Origin of the sequence: Treponema socranskii subsp. socranskii VPI DR56BR1116 = ATCC 35536, from assembly GCF_000468115.1 — a bacterium.
Lineage (GTDB): Bacteria > Spirochaetota > Spirochaetia > Treponematales > Treponemataceae > Treponema_D > Treponema_D socranskii.
Genome location: NZ_AVQI01000003.1, coordinates 1 through 20213 on the forward strand (window position 1 = coordinate 1; position 20213 = coordinate 20213).

General features: G+C 52.3%; 11 protein-coding genes and 1 pseudogene. 9 read left to right on the forward strand and 3 right to left on the reverse strand.

The genetic code is table 11. From position 1 onward, the window contains the following. Positions 1 to 197 (forward strand): annotated as a pseudogene (locus HMPREF0860_RS13865) (Rpn family recombination-promoting nuclease/putative transposase); the annotation flags it as partial. A 458-nt stretch (positions 198 to 655) separates the two neighbouring features. Then, positions 656 to 1495 (forward strand): sigma-70 family RNA polymerase sigma factor, encoded by an 840-nt coding sequence (locus HMPREF0860_RS00485; protein WP_021330096.1) that lies wholly within the window; start codon positions 656 to 658, stop codon positions 1493 to 1495. Between the two features lie 79 nt (positions 1496 to 1574). Here the strand turns inward: HMPREF0860_RS00485 and HMPREF0860_RS00490 are convergent, their stop codons facing one another. Genes HMPREF0860_RS00490 through dnaE form a run of 3 tightly spaced genes read right to left on the reverse strand, consistent with a single transcriptional unit; the run spans position 1575 to position 8214 of the window. Next, positions 1575 to 4019 carry an ATP-dependent DNA helicase RecG gene (locus HMPREF0860_RS00490; protein WP_021495395.1) on the reverse strand — a complete coding sequence of 815 codons (2445 nt, stop codon included), beginning with the start codon at positions 4017 to 4019 and terminating at the stop codon, positions 1575 to 1577. Positions 4020 to 4022: 3 nt separating this feature from the next. Continuing rightward, a complete protein-coding gene (locus HMPREF0860_RS00495) occupies positions 4023 to 4619 on the reverse strand; it encodes a YggT family protein (RefSeq protein ID WP_021330098.1) in 597 nt (198 codons plus the stop codon). Between the two features lie 19 nt (positions 4620 to 4638). Further along, complete coding sequence (gene dnaE / locus HMPREF0860_RS00500; RefSeq protein WP_051169937.1) at positions 4639 to 8214, reverse strand: DNA polymerase III subunit alpha; 3576 nt, start codon at positions 8212 to 8214, stop codon at positions 4639 to 4641. A gap of 243 nt (positions 8215 to 8457) precedes the next feature. Here dnaE and ilvD point away from each other — a divergent pair, with 243 nt between their 5' ends. The 7 genes from ilvD to HMPREF0860_RS00535 all read left to right on the forward strand — a co-directional run bounded on the left by ilvD (position 8458) and on the right by HMPREF0860_RS00535 (position 20069). Further along, positions 8458 to 10137: a dihydroxy-acid dehydratase gene (gene ilvD / locus HMPREF0860_RS00505; RefSeq protein ID WP_038082071.1), complete on the forward strand. Its 1680-nt coding sequence runs from the start codon at positions 8458 to 8460 to the stop codon at positions 10135 to 10137. A gap of 15 nt (positions 10138 to 10152) precedes the next feature. Beyond that, positions 10153 to 11862 carry a biosynthetic-type acetolactate synthase large subunit gene (ilvB, locus tag HMPREF0860_RS00510; RefSeq protein WP_021330107.1) on the forward strand — a complete coding sequence of 570 codons (1710 nt, stop codon included), beginning with the start codon at positions 10153 to 10155 and terminating at the stop codon, positions 11860 to 11862. 113 nt (positions 11863 to 11975) lie between these two features. Then, positions 11976 to 12356 (forward strand): metal-dependent transcriptional regulator, encoded by a 381-nt coding sequence (locus HMPREF0860_RS00515; protein ID WP_021330104.1) that lies wholly within the window; start codon positions 11976 to 11978, stop codon positions 12354 to 12356. A gap of 419 nt (positions 12357 to 12775) precedes the next feature. Then, entirely contained in the window at positions 12776 to 14275 is a 1500-nt protein-coding gene (locus tag HMPREF0860_RS00520) for a carbon starvation CstA family protein (RefSeq protein ID WP_021330099.1), read from the forward strand. 261 nt (positions 14276 to 14536) lie between these two features. Continuing rightward, positions 14537 to 16651, forward strand: a complete 2115-nt coding sequence (glgX, locus tag HMPREF0860_RS00525; protein ID WP_038080840.1) for a glycogen debranching protein GlgX — start codon at positions 14537 to 14539, stop codon at positions 16649 to 16651. A gap of 62 nt (positions 16652 to 16713) precedes the next feature. After that, the gene (locus HMPREF0860_RS00530; protein ID WP_021330102.1) at positions 16714 to 19170 is read left to right on the forward strand and encodes a glycogen/starch/alpha-glucan phosphorylase; all 2457 of its coding nucleotides are present in this window, start codon (positions 16714 to 16716) and stop codon (positions 19168 to 19170) included. After that, positions 19167 to 20069, forward strand: coding sequence for a DMT family transporter (locus tag HMPREF0860_RS00535; protein WP_021330106.1), 903 nt, complete (start codon positions 19167 to 19169; stop codon positions 20067 to 20069). Before HMPREF0860_RS00530 ends, HMPREF0860_RS00535 begins: the two co-directional genes overlap by 4 nt. Positions 20070 to 20213 lie beyond the last annotated feature (144 nt).

Consider the following 20213-nt stretch of genomic DNA (forward strand, 5'->3'; position numbering starts at 1 on the left):
ATGAAGATGACTTACGTAGAGAAAGTTTACAGCTGGGGGAAAAGATCGGCTTTGAACGGGGGCGACGCGACGGTATCGCCGCGGGTTCATATCAAGCAAAGCGAGAAACGGCAAAGCTGATGCAGCGAGAAAGCTGTTCTACCGATTTTATACAGCGGATGACCGGCCTTTCGGAAACGGAAATCGAAAAATTATAAGCGCTCGCGATTTCGAGCAGTGCGGAGAAATCGCGAGCGTCTTGATAAAAGAAAAACGGCTTGGTCGTTTTTTTACTCCCGACTTACCAGAGCAGATCCGAGCAGTGGTCGTTCGCGCAGCATCCGTGCCGTGCGTCGAGCAAAGCTTCCCGCGCCGCACGATTACGCAAAATCAATTTGAAAAACGTGTCAAAATGATACGATTTCAGCGTATTTTTACGAGTGTGAGTAAATTCGACATAAATTTACTTAAAATCCTGCCGAAAGTCAAGAAAAATCGATTGCAATTCGTACTGCCAAAAAATCATCCGTTTTTTAATTTATTGTATTATAAAGAATTAATATGGTGTTGCAAATCTAACGAAATATTATCGTAACGATTTTCCCGCTTCCTCGTTATTGGCATAGATATTGCAATAATTTACGTATACGGTTTTGTGCCGCTTGGAGGTGTATCTATGACAAACGATGAAAACATCCTTTCAATGTATTTGAAAGATATCAATAAAGTTTCTTTGCTTTCACGCGAAGAGGAAACCGATTTGGCGCTGAAAGCGAAAGCGGGCGACAAGGCTGCGAAAGACAAAATCGTCAGCGCAAATCTGCGCTTCGTCGTCAACGTAGCGAAAAAGTATCAAAATCACGGACTCGATTTGCCCGATTTGATCAGCGAAGGCAATATCGGCCTTTTGACGGCGATCGAGCGGTTCGACGTATCGAAAGGCTATCATTTCATTTCGTATGCGGTATGGTGGATCCGTCAGGCGATTTTGAAAGCGATTTGCGAAAAGAGCCGCGCCATCCGCCTCCCGCTCAACCGTGCGAACGAACTCGTGCAGATCGAACACGCGCGAAAGCTTATGGCGGGCGATAAAACCGAAGAGCAGGAATTCGCCGAAGTTGCGCGCATGTTGAAGATGGACAAGCAGCACGTGCGCGAAATGGTGAACATTTCCCGCGATATGATTTCCCTCGACGCGCAGGTCGCTTCGAGCGATAACGACCGCACGTCCGTGAGCGATTTTATCGAAGACGATCGCTACGACAATCCCGACGAAGAAGCGATTTCCAATGCGATGAAGCGCGATATCGGAGACGTGCTGAATACGCTGAAGCCGAACGAAGCGAAAGTGTTGTCGCTGCGCTACGGTTTGAACGGTACCCGCCCGATGTCTCTGAAAGAAGTCGGCGATACGTGCAATCTTACCAAAGAGCGCATCCGTCAAATCGAAAAGCACGCCATCGTGCGCATGCGCCATCCGAGACGTATGCAGCGCCTCGAAGCTTACATCGCATAGGCGTTTTGCCTGAATCGTGCCGGCGTTTCGTTCGATGTGCGGCCGGCGTTTTTCCCGCTTGCACGGTAAGCTTAAGGCGTCAGCGTAAAACGCTTCGCATATATTCGAAGGCGTCGTTTCTCGCTTCGACGAGGATTTCCCCGTCGCGGCTGATGTCCGCGATGCCGAGTTCGAGATCTCCCGATTGTGCGGTTCCGGTTACTTCGCCGGGGCCGCGCAGTTTTAAATCCCGTTCCGCAATAAAAAATCCGTCGGTGCTTTCACGTAAAACTTTCATCCGCTCGATCCCCGTTTCCGTGATGTTTTTTCCGTAGATCAAAAAGCAATACGACTGCGCATCCCCGCGCCCGACCCTGCCCCTCAGCTGGTGCAGCTGCGCGAGTCCGAAGCGGTCTGAGCGTTCGATGACGATGCACGTCGCATTCGGTACGTCCACTCCGACTTCGATGACGGTCGTCGCGGCGAGCACTTGTATGCGTCCCTTTTGAAAATCGTGGAGAATGCGTACTTGTTCGTCTTCATCGATGCGCGAATGGATGAGCGCGCAGGAGAATTCGGGATACACGCGCTCGGATAAAAACGCGAACATCTCTTCCGCCGCCTTTGCTGCGGATTTTTCTTTTGCATACAAAAGCGGAAACTGCGCGTTCCGCGTCCGCTTTGCACCTGCCGCTTTTGCCTCCGCCCCCGATCCCACATACGCCGATCCGACGGATTCCATGTTGTCGCCGTTTCCGTCCGTGTCCGCTCCGTTCGCTTGGCGACCGTCGCTTTCTATTGCGGGATAGACGAAATACGCCTGATATCCCGCTTTGAGTTCTTTACGCACCGCTTCGTATGCGTTCGCTTCGTTTCCCTCGCGCACGAGATATGTTTTCACCGCCTTTCTTCCTTCGGGCTGCGTGCGCAAAAGCGAAACGTCCAAGTCGCCGAAAGCGGTGAGTGCGAGCGTCTGCGGGATCGGCGTTGCGCTCATCATCAAAAGGTGGAGCGTGTAGGACGAAGTACCTGCAATCTTTCTGCCTTTTTCGATTATCGCTTGACGCTGCAAAACGCCGAAGCGGTGCTGTTCGTCTATGACGGCGAGCTGGAGGTCGTTGTATTGCACGGCTTCGGAAAAAAGCGCGTGCGTACCGATCACGATGTCGATATTGCCCGCTTTAAGCTGTTTTAACAATTCCGCCCTGCCGCTTGCTTTTACGTTTCCGGTGAGAAATGCGACGCGTATGCCGAGCGGCGCGAGCATGCGCGAAGCGTTTTCCGCGTGCTGCCTGGCGAGCAGTTCCGTCGGAGCCATAAACGCGCACTGTCCTTTCCAGCTGATGACGCGAAGGCATGCGAAAAAAGCGGCGAGCGTTTTGCCCGAGCCGACGTCTCCCTGCAAAAGCCGCGCCATCGTAAACACCGGAGACCGCTCGTTTTCCGCGCGTTTTGCCGGATCCTTTTTTTCATCGTTTGCGACGAGTTCGCGCTCCCGATAGCCCCTGTCGAGGTCGTCATCCATTTCCATGACGACGTTCATCTGATCGAGCGTGAGGCGGAACGGGATGCGGTCGTAAAGCGCTCTTTGGTGCGGAGAAAGCGAATCGATGAATATCTGCCGCGTTGCGTCGTATATGCCGCCGTCTGCACCGTCGGGCGCGCCGCTTTGAGCGACGGTGCCTTGCGCTCTTCCGTTTGCAGCGCCGCTTTCATCCGTGCCGGCGGCAGGGCTTTTGCCGCTTCCGCTTTTCATACCGCGTTCTTCCGTACTTTCAAACGGAGAGAGCGAAAGCGATGCGTCGGGGACTGCGCCCCTGTGTTCCCACGCGCGTTTTGCTATGACGCATTGAAAATGAAAGAGCTCTTCGTAGATGAGCGTTCGCCGCGCTTTTTCGGCCTGCAAAAGGCTTTCGGGCGCGTGCACCGCCCGGATCGCATCGCGCTTTGAAAGGAGTTTGTGCTTTTCCATGATGTAATCGGGCAGTTCGTTTTCGATTCCCGCGCTGTATTCGCGGAGAGCGGCGAGGATCGTTTTCCGCACGTTTTTTTGATTGAGTCCTTCGGTGAGCGGATAGACGGGAAGGACGCGGGAGTCGGGAAGCGTCGTCTTTTTATAATCGGAAAGATTGCCGCGTTCGCTCAATTTAATAATTTCGAATGAAGTGCTTTGGAGTTTGCCGTATTTTATATCGAAGGCGCCCGTTACGGCGATGATCGTTCCGACGGGAAATTGTTTTTCCAAAAACGGCCGATTGAACGCGACGAGTTCCGCTTCCGCTTCTCCGTCGGAGATGATGAGCTTCAGCGTTTTCATCCTGCCGTAGCCGAACCATTCGTGGGAAACGACAAGGGCGGCGCAGTGCACTTTCGATGAGCGGAACGCGGAAAGCGGTATACGTTTCGTGCGGTCGTCGTATTGTTTCGGATACAGCGTAAGCAAATCGGCGACGGAAAATACGTTGAGCTTTGCGAACAGCTTTGCCGCCGCCGGCCCGACGCCCGGAAGAGTCGTTATCGAATTGCGTATATCGCCGAGTTTCATTATTTAAAACGGCAATTGCTGTACGATTTTTATAAGCCATTTGAAAAGGTAATGGCCGCCCGCCAAAATACCGATGAGTGCGGCGATCGTGATGCCGAGAGAGGTTTTATAGCCGACGAATTTATTTCCCGTAAATATGCGGGAAATACGGTGTACAAAGGGTTCGAGCGCGTAATCGAGCTGCGACCAAAGCGAGCCGTAGTAGTTCGCCCGCTTTTGCGAAAGGATGACGATAAATCTGATGATGAGCAAAACGAGCAAAAACAATGCGAGCGAATTGACGATAGACCAGGCCATACCGATAATGATCGCAAGAACGGCACCGAGGTACAGACGTCCGGTCATCAAAATATTTTGGAGAATATAGGAAATCGCATACAAAAGTCCGATCGAAATTGCGGGGGAAAAATCGAGCGAGCCGATCTGCATCCACCTCGTGCCGCGGAATATATTTAAAAACGGATCGCACAGCGCCGACAAAATCCTGCCCGGCGCCGAATACTGTGCGCCCGGAATCCACGTGAGAATTATCCGTATAAAACATAAAAACGAATAGATATTGATGAGCCGTATAAGCGTCGCGATAACATATCTTACCATGTGCATCCTCTTACAATTTTTATGCAGTCCATACGTCTTTGACGAAGGGCAGCTCTTTCAATTCGGCGATAAGGGCGGAATCCGACGATACGGTGAGCTGCGAATTCGCTTTGACGATGTACGGGCCTTTGCCGGTATCTATATGAAAATATACAAAACATTGCCCCGATTTGCCAAATAAAAAATCTTTCAGCGGGTTGATTTCGGCGGCATCCGCAAAACCGTCTTCGACGGCGATGTGTACTTCGCTGACGGCGCGCGCTTCGAGAGAGGCGGGATCTTCAAGCGAATCGACGATAAAGGATGCCGCGTCGTTATTCACATCGACTTTGCCGCGGAACGCATAGATGCCGTCTTCGAAAATCCGCGATTTTATCGTTTCCCACGTGCGCGGAAATATCGTGATGTCGATCGCGCCTCCGTAATCCTGCAGCTTTGCAAAGGCCATTTCGTCGCCTTTTTTCGTACGGATAGTCCGTACATCGGTGAGCATACCGAGCGCGACGTGTTCCCGTCCGGAGTTCCGTGTCTGCCACGACGACGCTCCGTTTGCGATGCGGGCGGCTTTTATAGCCTGTGCGTCTTTTGCTTCCCGTTCGATATTTTGCGAATTGAGCGTCACCGCATTTTTTACCGCGGTTTTATAATCGTCGAGCGGGTGGCCGCTGACATAGCTTCCGATGAGCTGCTTTTCTTCGTTGAGCTTTTCGGTCTTCGACATGTCTTCGACTTTTTCGAATACGAAATCGGCGAATGTTTTTTCGTCGGTACTGCCGAATAAATCTTCCTGTCCGTTTGCCGCATCCCGCTTTTTCGCTTCCGCATACGATACGGCGTTTTCAAGATTTTTCAACAGCGTCGGCCTGTTTTGACCGAGTTTATCGAAAGCGCCCGTTTTGATGAGCGCTTCGAGTGCGCGTTTGTTTACCGTGCGGAGATCGACGCGGTCGAGAAAATCGATAAAGCTTTTATACGCACCGTTTTTGTTTCGTTCATCGACGATGCACTGTGCCGCGGCTTCTCCCATACCTTTGATACCTTTCAGGCCGAATACGATGTGTCCGTCCACGACGTCGAACACGATGTCCGAACGGTTGACGTCGGGCGCGTCGACCGCAATGCCCATGTGCCGCACTTCTTCGATGTATTCGGGCAGTTTGTCGGTCGATGTGATTTCGTTCGTCAAATTCGCCGCCATGAATTCCGCGGGGTAGTGGCATTTGAGCCAGCCCGTGCGGTATGCGACTACCGAATACGCGGCCGCGTGCGATTTGTTAAAACCGTAGCCGGCGAAGGGTACCATGATTTCGAATATGCGGTCGGCTTTTTGTTCGGAAAATCCGTTTTTGACGGCGCCTGCGATGAATTTTTCTTTTTGCGCCATGAGGACGTCTTTTTTCTTTTTACCCATAGCGCGGCGCAGCATGTCCGCCTGTCCGAGCGTAAAGCCCGCGATCCGCTGCGCCACCTGCATGACCTGTTCCTGATACACCATGACGCCGTAGGTTTCTTCGAGAATGTCTTTCAGGCAGTCGTCGGGATAGGTGATCGTTTCCGGATGAAAGCGGCCTTGGATAAACTGCGGGATAAACTGCATGGGCCCCGGCCGGTAGAGCGCGTTCAATGCGACGAGGTCTTCGAGTTTTGTCGGCTGCGCTTGACGCAAAACCTTTTGCATACCCGGCGATTCGAATTGAAAGATGGCCGCGGTATCGCCCCGCTGAAAGAGCTCGTAGGTTTTTTTATCGGCTTCATCGACGCTTTCCGTGCGGAACTCGCTCTCTCCGGGTTTTCGGTGCTTGTTGATGATCGTCTCGGCATAGCGGATAAGCGAAAGCGTTTTTAATCCGAGGTAATCCATTTTGACCAAGCCGCAGGGTTCGATGATGTCCATCGTATACTGCACGCCGACTTCGCCCGTTTTCGGATCTTTGAAAACCGGCGCCCAGTCGGGAAGCGGCGTCAGCGAAATCACCATGCCCGATGCGTGAAGACTCGTGTTGCGGTTCATATTTTCAAGCTTAAAACACAGCTCGAAAAGCTTTTCGTAGCGCGGATCGTCTTTGAATCGGATGAGCTGCCCGTTTTCGGGATGGCTTTCATCGGGAGGCGTGAACGCGTCTTTTAAGCGGAACTTGGGATTATTCGGAATGCACTTCGTCAGCGCCGTCACTTCCGCGAGCGGAACGCCGAGTACGCGCCCGACGTCTTTGATGACGGCTTTCGCTTTCAGCGTACCGAAAGTGACGATGTGTCCGACTTGCGGATCTCCGTAAACTTCCCGCGTGTGCCGGATGACTTCCTGCCGGAAATCGTAATCCATGTCCACGTCGAAGTCCGGCATCGAAATGCGTTCGGGATTTAAAAAACGCTCGAACAGCAGCTTAAAGCGAAACGGATCGATGTCGGTGATTTCCATCGCGTATGCGACGAGGGAACCGGCGCCCGAACCGCGGCCCGGCCCGATCGGTATATTGTGCTCTTTCGACCAGTTGATGAATTCCCACACGACGAGAAAGTAGCCGGAAAAACCCATCTTAAAGATGATGGAAAGTTCGTGTTCGGCGCGTTCGGTCATCTCGGGCGTTATCGTTTTATAGCGTTTTCGCAAACCCGTTTCGACTAAGTGGCGCACGTATTCGTCTTCGCTTTTAAACGGTTCGGGAATATGCACGTGCGGCAGGCAGGTGCGAAGTTCGGCCGTATCGTATTGGTGAATCGTCAGATTGCACATATCGGCGATTTTGAGCGTGTTCGCCAGGAGTTCGGGATAATCCGGAAAAAGGGAGCGCATTTCCCCTTCGCTTTTAAAATACCACTCGGCTCTGCCGTCTCCCATCGTTTGGTGCGGTTCGGAAAGCTTTGTTTGAAAGCCGATGCAGCGCAGCACGTCCTGCGCTTCGGCGTCTTCTTTCATGCAATAGTGTACGTCGTTCGTCAGCACCGCCGGTATATTGAGCTTTTTTGCAAGCGCGATGAGGCGCGGGGCGACGCGCTTTTGCTCTTCGACTCCGTGATCCTGTACTTCGATATAGTAGCGGTCGGGGCCGAAAAGTTCGGCATAGCGCCTCGCGGTTTCTTCCGCATGGGCTTCGTCTCCGTGGAGCAGCGCCTGCGGCACTTCGCCCTGCAGACAGGCCGACAGACAGATAAGCCCTTCGTGATATTTTTCGAGCAGTTTGAAATCGATACGCGGTTTATAGTAAAAGCCTTCCGTGTAGGCGATGCTCGAAAGCCACGACATATTGCGGTAGCCTTTTTCGTTTTCACACAGTAAAATAAGGCGATAGTATTTTCCGCCGTAGCGCGTCTTTTCCTGCGTGCGGCAGTCGTTTTCCGCGACGTAGAATTCTTCGCCGACGATCGGATTGATGCCGTTCGTATGGCAGAGTTTTTCGAAATTGAGTACGCCGAACATAGTGCCGTGATCGGTGAGCGCGAGCGCTTTCATATTGAACTCTTTTGCGCGCTTTACGAGCGATTCTATCTTTACCGCGCCGTCGAGCAGCGAATAATCGGAGTGCACGTGAAGATGCACGAACTGTGAAGGGGGAGTGCCTTCCGGCGCTTCGGGGAATTTGGGATAATCTGCCATACCGTCAGTATAGATGATTTCCCTTGTAAGGGAAAGGTATGCGGACATTCTCTCAGAGACTACGGGAAATTCTTAAAAAATAATTGCTTTTGCACTACCTTATCGTCTTATGCTTTTTTTATCGTAAATTAATTATACTACATATCTGAAATATTTATTCAGAAATCTCTTGACGGCATCGCCTCGATGGATTAGGATAGATCGGTATTTTATTCCGTCCGACGGAGGTATACAATGGCACAGATGAAAAGCGATAATGCAAAAAGAGGTATAGAACGTGCGCCGCATCGTTCGTTGTTTTATGCGATGGGGTATACGGACGAAGAGCTGCGCCTCCCGCTTGTCGGCGTATGCTGTGCGAAAAACGAAATCATTCCGGGGCACTTCGAACTCGACCGCATTGCCGAAGCGGCAAAAGCGGGCGTCCGCATGGCAGGCGGTACTCCGATAGAATTTCCGGCGATCGGCGTATGCGACGGCATCGCGATGGGGCATGAGGGGATGAAATACTCTCTCGTAACGCGCGAGCTTATCGCCGATTCGATCGAATGTGTTGCGAAAGCGCACCAGTTCGACGCGCTCGTGCTTATCCCGAATTGCGATAAAATCGTTCCCGGCATGCTTATGGCGGCTGCCCGCCTCAACCTTCCGACGGTCGTCGTTTCAGGCGGCCCGATGATGCCCGGCCACGTAACCGATTCTTCGAATCCGTACGCGGCAAAGGGTTTGAGTTTAAGCGATATGTTTGAAGCCGTCGGCGCCGTCGCTGCGGGAAAAATCGACGAGGCGCAGCTCAAAGAGCTCGAAGAGCGTGCGTGTCCCGGCTGCGGCGCGTGCTCGGGTATGTTTACGGCGAACAGCATGAACTGTCTCACCGAAGTGCTCGGTCTCGGTCTTCCCGGAAACGGGACGATTCCCGCGGTGACCGGGCGGCGCATAGCCCTGGCAAAGCGGGCGGGTATGCAGGTTATGGAAATGTTTGACAAGGGGATCACCGCGCGTTCCATGATGACACCCGATTCGTTCCGAAACGCGCTTACGGCGGATATGGCGCTCGGCTGTTCGAGCAATACGGTGCTCCATGTTCCGGCGATCGCGCACGAAGCGGGCGTCGCAATCGATCTGCACATGATAAACGATATCAGCGAAGTAACTCCGAACCTCTGTCACCTCGCTCCGGCCGGTCACACGTTTATGAACGAACTCGACGACGCCGGCGGCGTTGAAGCGGTGCTCGCCGAGCTTGCAAAAAAACAATTGATAAAAACCGATTTGATCACGGTTACCGGAAAGACGATCGCCGAAAATATTAAAAACGCCGTCAACGGAAATCCTTCGGTTATTCGGCCGATCGAAAATCCTTTTTCGCCCAACGGCGGTATCGCCGTTTTATTCGGCAATCTCGCGCCCGACGGTACGGTCGTAAAGCGGAGCGCCTGCGCAAAAGAATTGATGAAGCATACGGGGCCTGCCCGCGTATTCGACGATGAAAAAGACGCGATGGCGGCGGTACAGAGGCGCGACATTAAACCCGGCGACGTCGTCGTCATCCGTTACGAAGGGCCGAAAGGCGGGCCGGGCATGCGCGAAATGCTCGCCGTTACCGCAGCTCTTGCAGGGCAGGATCTCGACAAAGACGTCGCGCTCATCACCGACGGACGATTCAGCGGCGCAACGCGCGGCGCGTCACTCGGACACTGTTCTCCCGAAGCGGCCGTCGGCGGGCCGATAGCGCTCGTGCACGAAGGCGATAAAATCACGCTCGACATAAACGCATATACGATTACGCTCGAAGTGAGCGACGAAGAGCTTCAAAAGCGAAAGGCCGAATGGAAAGCTCCGCCTCCGAAAGCGACGGAGGGATATCTCGTCCGCTACGCAAAGCTCGTGTCGTCCGCGGACAAAGGTGCGATTTTACAGTAACGCGGAGGATGCTCGATGAAATATACCGGTGCGCAAATCGTTATAGAATGTCTTATCGAACAGGGAGTCGATACCGTTTTCGGCTACCCCGGAGGAGCGATCCTCAATATCTACGACGAACTGTATAAAAACGAAAAACGTCTCCGCCACATCCTCACCGCACATGAACAGGGCGCTTCTCACGCAGCCGACGGCTATGCACGCTCAAGCGGCAAAGTCGGCGTCGTTATGGCGACAAGCGGGCCGGGTGCGACGAACCTCGTTACGGGAATTGCGACGGCGTATATGGATTCGGTTCCCATCGTTGCGATCACGTGCAACGTCATAGCGCCCCTGCTCGGCAAAGACAGTTTTCAGGAAATCGATATCACGGGGGTGACGATGCCGATCACGAAGCATAATTTTATCGTGCGCGATGTCGGAAAGCTTGCCGACACGATACGCGAAGCGTTTTTTATCGCAAAAACGGGGCGCCCGGGTCCCGTACTCATCGATATTCCGAAAGACGTCACTGCATCTTCGTGCGATTACGTTCCCGCACCGGCGCCGCTTGACTCGCGTTTTGTCGAATGTAAAGCGAGCCTGCACCGCATTATGAAAGTACGCGACATCCCCGACGAAAAAATTAATAAACTCGCCTCTCTCATCAATGCGTCGGAGCGTCCCTTTATCTACGCGGGAGGGGGAGTGATCATATCGGACGCGTGCGAAGAGCTCAAAGCGCTCGCCGAAAAAGCGCAGATTCCCGTTTCGATGAGTCTTATGGGAAAGTCGGCTTTTCCGAACACGCACGCGCTTTCGACCGGCATGATCGGTATGCACGGGACGAAGGCGTCGAATACGGCTGTCGATACATGCGATCTCCTGCTTGCGATAGGTACGCGTTTCAGCGACCGCGTCATAGGCGATCCCAAGAGGTTTGCGGGAAAGGCGAAGATCGTGCAGATCGACGTAGATCCCGCCGAAGTGAACAAAAATATCGCAGTCCACGATTCTCTCGTCGGCAATATAAAGGATGCCCTTTCGCGTCTTTTGCCCCTCGTCGAAAAAAGAAAAGCGTCCGAGTGGAATGCGAAGATAGACGAATGGAAAGCCGAAGTTCCGCCGAGCCGGAAACAAAACGGAAAGATTCCTCCGAAAGCCGTCTTCGAATACGTCAACGGCAAGGTTCCGTCCGATACGATCGTCACGACGGAAGTGGGACAGCATCAAATGTGGACGGCGCTCTTTTATCATTTTGAAAAACCGCGTACCTTTCTTACGTCGGGAGGATTGGGGACGATGGGATTCGGCACGGGAGCCGCGATCGGCGCGCAATTTGCGAACCCCGATACAAGGGTCGTGCACTTTGCAGGCGACGGTTCGTTTCGCATGAACTGCAACGAACTTGCGACGATAAGCCACTACGGTCTTCCGATCATCATTATTATTTTCAATAACGGCGCACTCGGAAACGTCCGTCAGTGGCAGACGCTCTTTTACGAAAAGCGTTACAGCGCGACGACGCTCGATTTTGCACCCGATTTCGTAAAGCTCGCCGATGCCTACGACATTTCAGGCGTCCGCGTTACGAGCGAAGCGGAATTCAAAAAAGCTTTCGATGCTGCGCTCGCGTCCGGAAAGCCTGCGGTGATCGACGTTGCGATCGACAAAGACGAAATGGTACTTCCGATGATTCCGCCGGGAAAATCCGTCGACCGCATTATGATGGATATCGATCTGTAAAACGCCGTACCGTTCGGACGATGCTTTTTAAAATACGGCATTTCAAAGATGGCAATTAATCGATATATGCGGTATACTAAGTATGTCGTATAGTGACGGAAACGGAGGTATATATGTACGAGTCCGGCGAAGATTATCTTGAAGCGATTCTCAGGGTAAAAAATGTGAAGGGTACGGTTCACTCCGTCGACGTCGCAAAAAAACTCGGCGTTTCCAAACCGAGTGTGAGCAGAGCGGTCGGCATATTGAAGCGGGACGGCTATCTCGCAGATAACGAAAGTACCGAGCTCGAATTTACAAAAAAAGGTCTCGAAAAAGCGACAAATATATATTCCCGTCATCGCCTGCTCACCGATTTTTTTGTGAAGATCACCGGCGTTTCCAAAGAGCAGGCCGAAGAAAACGCGTGCCGCGTCGAACACGATATCGATGCCGACATCGTTGCGGGCATCGAAAAGTGGATGAAAAAAAAACAGATCAACAAAAGTCTCTAAAAATTGAAATTTTTAGACACGCTCAAAAAGTAACGATACCGCGAAGTTCGGACAAGCGGCGTTTTTCACCTACGTGACATTATTTTCATGTTTTTTCATATTTTATTTTACAAATTGCGGAAGAGGGTGTATAATATTCGAAATAAGTTGTATTTATTACACTTATGATTTGTATGGCGGCTGTGCGGACGATAGAGATCGATGCCGGAAACGGGCGTCGGCTTTATCTCGATTTTGCGCATAGTGCGATCTGTGCGTAAAATCGTATGAATTATTTATTATTTAAAGTGTGCGCTCGCTCGAAGTGTCGGGATAGAGCTCTTCGTTGTGAAGTACGCGCACGGCTAAAAATTTTTCGGGATTTGCGCTTTGCTTAAAGCTTGGATGCAGATTCCTATGAAGGTTTTTAGGGAGGATCTATGGTTTCTTTCTTTTTATGTATCGGTCTGCTTATAGCAGGGTATTTTGTGTACGGGACGCTTGTCGAAAAAGTGTTTCAGCCCGATGCGAATCGGATAACGCCCGCCATGGCAAATCCTGACGGTATCGACTACGTTCCGATTTCGACGCCGCGCGCCTTTCTCGTTCAGCTTTTGAATATCGCCGGTCTCGGGCCGATTTTCGGTGCGATTTCGGGTGCGCTGTGGGGACCGAGCGTCTACCTGTGGATCGTCGGCGGTACGATTTTCGCCGGTGCGGTGCACGATTATCTTTCGGGGATGCTGTCCGTGCGGAACGACGGCGCGAGCATTTCGGAAATTACGGGAAAATATTTAGGCCCCGTCATGATGACTGTCATGCGCGTATTCAGCGTGGTTTTGCTCGTCATGGTCGGCGTCGTCTTTATGGTAGGACCGGCGGGCTTGCTCGCTCTTTTGACGCCGGAATGGCTCAACGTAAAAGTGTGGACGGTGATAATCCTCGTCTACTATTTCCTTGCGACGCTGCTTCCGGTCGATAAAGTCATTGCGCGTTTTTATCCGATTTTCGGCATCTTCCTCATCCTCATGGCGCTCGGCGTTTCGATTGCTACGATGATAAATAACGGTGTCCGTCCGATGATGGAGTTGACGCTTGAAAACCTCTATCCCGCGGCAACGCAAAAACCGATTTGGCCGCTCATGTTTATCACCGTTGCGTGCGGCGCCATATCCGGCTTTCACGCAACGCAGTCGCCGATCGTTTCGCGTACGCTACGGAATGAAAAAGAAGGTCGCAGAGTATTTTACGGTGCGATGGTCGCGGAAGGCATTATCGCGATGATTTGGGCGTCCGCAGCGATCGCGTTTTTCTGGAATAAAGGCGGAGAAGGCACCGGACTCAAAGCGATGCTTGAAATGGGCGGCGGAAACCCGAAATCGGTATACGCGATCTGCACGGGTCTTCTCGGAAAAGTCGGAGGGGCGATTGCGCTTATCGGCGTTATCGCTTGTCCGATCACGTCCGGCGATACTGCGTTCCGCAGCGCGCGTATGGTTATCTTCGACTGGTTTAAGCTCAACGAAAAAGATCTCAAGATTCGCCTTTCGATTGCGACTCCGCTCCTGTTAATCGGTTATGGCATTTCGTGGATCAAATACGGCGTCGTCTGGCGGTATTTTTCGTGGTCGAACCAAACGCTTGCAATGATCGTATTGTGGTCGGGAGCGGCTTACCTTGCGACGAATTATCCGAACAGAAACCGCTGCTGGCTCGCCGCGATTCCCGCAACCTTTATGTCCGCCGTATCCATTACATATCTGTGCTATGCGCCCGAGTGTTTCAACCTCGTGCGGCTCGGACAGACGGGTATTACGATTTCGTATGCGGTCGGCATTGTCTTTGCGGCGATTTTCCTCTGCACTTTTATAGTAAGAATTTATTTGAATCCGAAGCACAGCCTCGAACTGCAAAACAAAACGATCATCGGCCGCAAATAAATTACTCGCCGCATAACGTATTGAAAACCGCTCGGAACGTCGGCGACGGCGTCGGGCGGTTTTTTTATCTTTTCCGAAGCGATCGACGAAAACGAAATCTTTATACCGCCGATTATGTTTTGTCATAAGACATCCTATTCGTGCGTAAAAGCGCACAAGGGAAAATGTTAAATACGCGACCGGCACCGCATATACGTACAAATCGCAATGGGTAATCTGTAATGTTGCTTTTTATTATTGTCTTATGATAAAATACCGCTCATGGATGCTTTTCGTGTGCTTGCAGGCAGACCGATGCAATGCGGCGCCGTCGTCACGGACGGAGGCGTGAACTTTTCGCTGTTCAGTAAAAATGCGACGCGCGTCGTGCTCTATTTTTTCGATTCGCTTGATGCAAAGACGTTTTGCGATACATTCGAGTTCGATCCGAAAATCAATAAAACCGGCGACGTGTGGCACGTCTTTATCAAAGATTTGAAAGCGGGGGTGCTTTATCTGTATCGTCTGGACGGTCCGTACAACCCTCCTGCAGGCGATCGGTTCAATTTTAATAAATACGTTTTCGATCCGTGCGCAAAAGCGTTTACGGCCGGTTCCGTATTTCGCTCATACCGAAAACAGCGCGAGTATGGGCGGGCGGGCATTGAAAACGGCCTTCTTTCCGACTTGTCCGATTTTCCGAAATGCGTCGTTGTCGACGACACCGATTTTGACTGGCAGGGCGACAAGCCGCTCGCGAGGGCGCTTTCCGAAACGATCATCTACGAAGCGCACGTCAAAGGCTTTACCCGTTCCCCGACGTCCGGCGTGCAAAACCCCGGCACGTACCGCGGTTTTATCGAAAAGATTCCGTACCTTACGTACCTCGGCGTTACGGCCGTCGAGCTCATGCCGATGTTCGAATTCGACGAAGCGGAAAACGAACGCGTAAACCCGCGCACGGGGCAATTATTGACAAATTACTGGGGCTACAATACGATCGGTTTTTTTGCGCCGAAAACGTCCTATGCTGCGGACACGTCTCCGGGAGGGGCGGTGCGGGAGTTCAAAGAGCTCGTGCGTGAATTGCACCGCGCGGGGATCGAAGTGATTCTCGACGTCGTCTACAATCATACGGCGGAAGGGAACGAAAACGGGCCGACCTTTTCGTTTCGCGGAATCGAAAACGGCGTGTACTATATGCTGCCGCAGGATCAAAAGCAATACTATGCCGATTATTCGGGCTGCGGCAATACGGTGAACGCGAACCATCCGACGGTGAGCGAATTCATCCTTGCGAGTTTGAGGCACTGGGGCGTCGATATGCACGTCGACGGATTCCGTTTCGACCTCGCGACGATATTGAACCGTTCCGAGCTCGGCCATCTCATTTCTTCGGGACAGCTGCCCTATGCGATAGCACAAGACCCGCTGCTCGCAAAAACGAAGATCATCGCCGAGCCGTGGGATGCCGGCGGCGGCTACCAGCTCGGCTCTTTTGCCGGCGGCAGGTGGTGCGAGTGGAACGGAAAATTCCGGGACGATATACGGCGCTTTATCAGAGGCGATGACCGTGCGGCGACGGAAGCTGCGACGAGGATGACCGGCAGTTCGGATTTGTATAAAGCGAACGGACGTTCTCCCGTCAATTCCGTCAATTACATCACATCGCACGACGGTTTTACGATGTACGATTTGGTGAGCTATAACGTAAAGCACAACGACGAAAACGGAGAGGGAAACCGTGACGGCAGCGACGATAATTTCAGCTACAATAACGGTTTCGAAGGCGATTCGACGAATCCGAAGATCGTGTCGGTGCGCCGCAGGAAAATAAAAAATTTCCTTACCTGTCTGTTTCTTTCGCAGGGAACGCCGATGCTCCTCTCGGGCGATGAGATGATGAGAACGCAGCGGGGCAACAACAACGCGTATTGTCAGGACAATGAAACGTCGTGGATCGATTGGCACTGCTGTGATAAAAACAGGGACATATTGCTGTATACGAAAATGCTGATCGAACTCCGCAAAGCGTATTCGCTGTTTCGGCGCAATACGTTTTTTGCGGATGCGTCTGAGATCACGTGGTACGACGCGAACGGGAAAAATCCCGATTGGGCGAAGCTCGACCGCTTCCTCGCATTCAAAGTCGACGAATCGGCTGACGGTATCGGCATCAATGAAATCTACTTTGCGATAAATACCGACATCTACGATTTGACGGTTACGCTGCCTTCTCCCGCGGGAGGGAACGCGTGGTACCGCATCGCCGACACGTCGATCGACGGAGAAGACGCGGTTCGAAAGAGGGGAGATGAAGAATTGTTAAACGAACAGCACCGCTACGTTTTGCCGTCCGACAGCCTCGTGCTGTTGATAAGTAAACGGAGTCTCTGAAAATCGAAGCGATTTTCAGATGTGTCGTCAATTTTTTAAGTAAGTGTAAGGGGGTAGGGCGTATGCAATTCAGCGCTGAAGAATTCAAACGTAATCTTGAAAAAAGGCTTCACGATCGATACGGAAAAAACATTTCACGGGCGACAAAATACGATCTGTTCGATGCGGTCGCGGCCTCCGTGCTCGATCCGATCGTCAAAAATTGGATGGCGACGAGGGAAGCCTACGAAGCGCATCCGGTACGGCAGCTTTATTATTTTTCCGCAGAGTTTTTGATGGGGCGTGCCCTCGGCAACAACCTCATCAACGCGGGAATCGAAAAGCAGGTAAAGGAAGTGCTCAAAGACATGAGCATCGATTACGATATGATCGAAGACAAAGAGCCCGACGCGGGACTCGGAAACGGAGGACTCGGCCGGCTCGCCGCGTGTTTTCTCGACAGCCTCGCAACCCTCGATTATCCCGGTCACGGTTACGGCATCCGCTACGAATACGGTATGTTCGAACAGCGGATCGAAAACGGCTGGCAAGTCGAATATCCCGACCGCTGGCTCAAGCACCGCGATCCGTGGGAAGTAAAGCGAAGCGATTTGGCGGTAACCGTCCGTTTCGGCGGTACGATCGTGTACGACAGAACGCCCGACGGCCGCATGCACTTTTCTTTGCAAAACGCGGAAGAAGTGACCGCTACTCCCTACGACACCCCGATCGTCGGCTACGACACGAACACGGTGAACACGCTGAGATTATGGGAAGCGACTTCTCCGAACGGTTTCGACCTCCAGCTGTTCAACGATATGCAGTACAACCGCGCGGTCGAAAAACAAAACAGCGCCGAAAACATCAGCCGCGTGCTCTATCCGAACGACAGCGGCCCGAGCGGAAAAGCGCTCCGGCTCAAACAGCAATACTTTTTTTCGTCGGCGAGTCTGCAGGATCTGGTTCGCGCCTACGTTTCGCGCTTCGGAACCGATTTCGGCAAATTCGCCGAACTGCACGTCATTCAGCTGAACGACACGCATCCGGTCGTAGCGATTCCCGAACTGATGCGCATCCTCATGGACGAATACAACGTCGGCTGGGACGACGCATGGAACATCGTAACGCACACGTTTGCGTATACGAATCACACGATCCTTGCCGAAGCGCTCGAAAAGTGGCCGATCGAAATCTTTCAAGGCCTGCTTCCGCGCGTGTATCAAATCGTCGAAGAAATCAACCGGCGGCTGCTCATTTCGCTGCGCGAAAAATATCCGAACGATTTCGAACGTCATCAAAAGCTGTCGATCATCAACAACGGACACGTCTTTATGGCGTGGCTCGCGATCCATTCGTGCTTCAGCGTAAACGGCGTTGCCGAACTCCACACGGAATTATTAAAAACGCGGGAACTGAAAGAGTGGTACGAACTCTATCCCGAAAAATTCAACAATAAAACGAACGGCATCACGCAGCGGCGCTGGCTTTTAAATGCGAATCCCTCTCTTGCGAAATTTATCACGGCGCGCATCGGAGGAGGCTGGGAAAAAGATTTGACGAAGCTCAAAGCCCTCGAGCGTTTTTCAAGCGATGAAGCTTCTCTTGCGGAGCTTACGGCGATCAAGAGATCGAACAAACAGCGCTTGGCCGAATATCTCAAGCATACGCAAAACGAATTCCTCGACCCCGACAGCATTTTCGACGTACAGGTAAAACGCCTGCACGAATACAAGCGCCAGCTTTTAAATGTTTTGCACATCATGTATCTGTATAACCGCATCATCGACGACGCGGATTTCAATCCGCCGCCGCAGACTTTTATCTTCGGTGCGAAAGCCGCGTCGGGCTACCGCAGAGCGAAAACGATCATCAAACTGATCAATACCGTCGCCGACCGCGTCAACAACGACCGGCGCGTGCACGGAAAAATCCGCGTCGTGTTCGTCGAAAACTACCGCGTCAGCGTTGCGGAAAAAATCTTTCCGGCAGCCGACGTTTCCGAGCAGATATCGACTGCGGGTTTTGAAGCGTCCGGTACGAGCAATATGAAGTTTATGGTAAACGGCGCGCTTACGCTCGGTACGATGGACGGTGCGAATATCGAAATTGTCAATGAGGCCGGAAAAGAAAACGCGTTCGTGTTCGGACTTTCCGCCGAAGAAATTATTAAAATGGAAACCGAGCACAGCTACAACCCGCAGGAATACTTGGGACGGAACCCCGAGCTTTCCCGCGTCGTACAGCAGCTCGTCGACGGTACCTACGATCCGACGCATCAGGAATTCAAAGAGCTCTACGATTCGCTCGTTTACGGCGTCGAAGGCCAGCGCCCCGACGTGTTCTACGTGCTCGCGGATTTCGACGCATACTGCAAAGCTCACGAAGAAGTCGAAGCGGCTTATCAAAATACGAAAGACTGGGCACGGAAAGCGCTTATCAACATTGCGAACAGCGGAAAATTTTCTTCCGACCGTACGATTGAAGACTACGTGCGCGATATTTGGCACCTTAAAAAGGTGACGCCGCTTGCCGACGTATGAGAGAAAAGAGCGTATCGTTTTTTGCGGGAGCAGGGCTGCTCCTTGCAGCGTGCATTTGGGGATTTGCGTTCGTCGTCGTAAAAGACAGCCTCGACTATATCGGCGCGATCTATATGCTCGCTTTCCGTTTTTCTATTGCGGCGGCGGCTCTCGCCCTTATCTTTGTGCGCTCTCTCAAATTGCTCAATGCTTCGTATTGGAAGCGCGGGGCGATACTCGGCGCTCTGTTGTTTTTTGCCTACGCGCTGCAAACGGTCGGTTGCGATTATACGACCGCCGGAAAAAACGCATTTCTCACGACGGTGTACGTAATGCTCGTGCCGCTTTTCGGCTGGCCGCTTTATAAAAAATTTCCGGGCGGACACGTCTTTGCCGCCGCCGCGATTTCGCTTTTGGGCATCGGTTTGCTCGCGCTTTCAAAAAGCGAATCATCGCTCCTTTCGATCAATTTCGGCGACGCCCTTACGCTCGGCTGCGGCGTTTTTTACGCGCTGCACATCCTCTATACGGCCAAATGCAATATCCGTTACGATCCGATCGTGCTTACCGTTTTGCAGTTCTTTTTTGCCGCCGTCTTTTCGTGGATCGGAGCCTTTCTTTTTGACGGCGCCTTTCCTGTCGCGGCCGTAAAAAATACGCGCGTTATCGTTTCTATGCTCTACCTCGGTCTTTTCAGCACGATGATTTCCTTTGCGCTGCAGAACGTCGGCTTAAAATACGTGCGCTCGTCTTTTGCAGCTCTCCTCCTTTCGTTCGAGTCGGTGTTCGGCGTGCTGTTCAGTACCGTCCTTTTGCACGAGCGTTTGACTTTGCGCATGATCGCAGGCTGCACTCTCATCTTTTTTGCCGTCATCCTCGCCGAAACGAAATTCGATTTTCGGCCGAAAGAAAGGCGATAAAACGAATTATATATGATTACGGACGGCACCTATGTGCGATCCCGCCCTCCGCGGCTCACTCGCGCTCGGCCTCCTCGCTCGCTTACGCTCGCTCCGGTGGCTGCCTGCGGCACCGCTCCGGCCGGGCGTAGGTTTTTATACTTC

Bases quoted from the DNA above. Each gene is read 5' to 3' on its own strand.
- HMPREF0860_RS00520 (WP_021330099.1), top strand. From the start codon at position 12,776: ATGGTTTCTTTCTTTTTATGTATCGGTCTGCTTATAGCAGGGTATTTT.
- HMPREF0860_RS00490 (WP_021495395.1), bottom strand. From the start codon at position 4,019: ATGAAACTCGGCGATATACGCAATTCGATAACGACTCTTCCGGGCGTC.
- ilvB (WP_021330107.1), top strand. From the start codon at position 10,153: ATGAAATATACCGGTGCGCAAATCGTTATAGAATGTCTTATCGAACAG.
- HMPREF0860_RS00535 (WP_021330106.1), top strand. From the start codon at position 19,167: ATGAGAGAAAAGAGCGTATCGTTTTTTGCGGGAGCAGGGCTGCTCCTT.
- ilvD (WP_038082071.1), top strand. From the start codon at position 8,458: ATGAAAAGCGATAATGCAAAAAGAGGTATAGAACGTGCGCCGCATCGT.
- dnaE (WP_051169937.1), bottom strand. From the start codon at position 8,214: ATGGCAGATTATCCCAAATTCCCCGAAGCGCCGGAAGGCACTCCCCCT.
- HMPREF0860_RS00530 (WP_021330102.1), top strand. From the start codon at position 16,714: ATGCAATTCAGCGCTGAAGAATTCAAACGTAATCTTGAAAAAAGGCTT.
- HMPREF0860_RS00485 (WP_021330096.1), top strand. From the start codon at position 656: ATGACAAACGATGAAAACATCCTTTCAATGTATTTGAAAGATATCAAT.
- HMPREF0860_RS00515 (WP_021330104.1), top strand. From the start codon at position 11,976: ATGTACGAGTCCGGCGAAGATTATCTTGAAGCGATTCTCAGGGTAAAA.
- glgX (WP_038080840.1), top strand. From the start codon at position 14,537: ATGGATGCTTTTCGTGTGCTTGCAGGCAGACCGATGCAATGCGGCGCC.
- HMPREF0860_RS00495 (WP_021330098.1), bottom strand. From the start codon at position 4,619: ATGGTAAGATATGTTATCGCGACGCTTATACGGCTCATCAATATCTAT.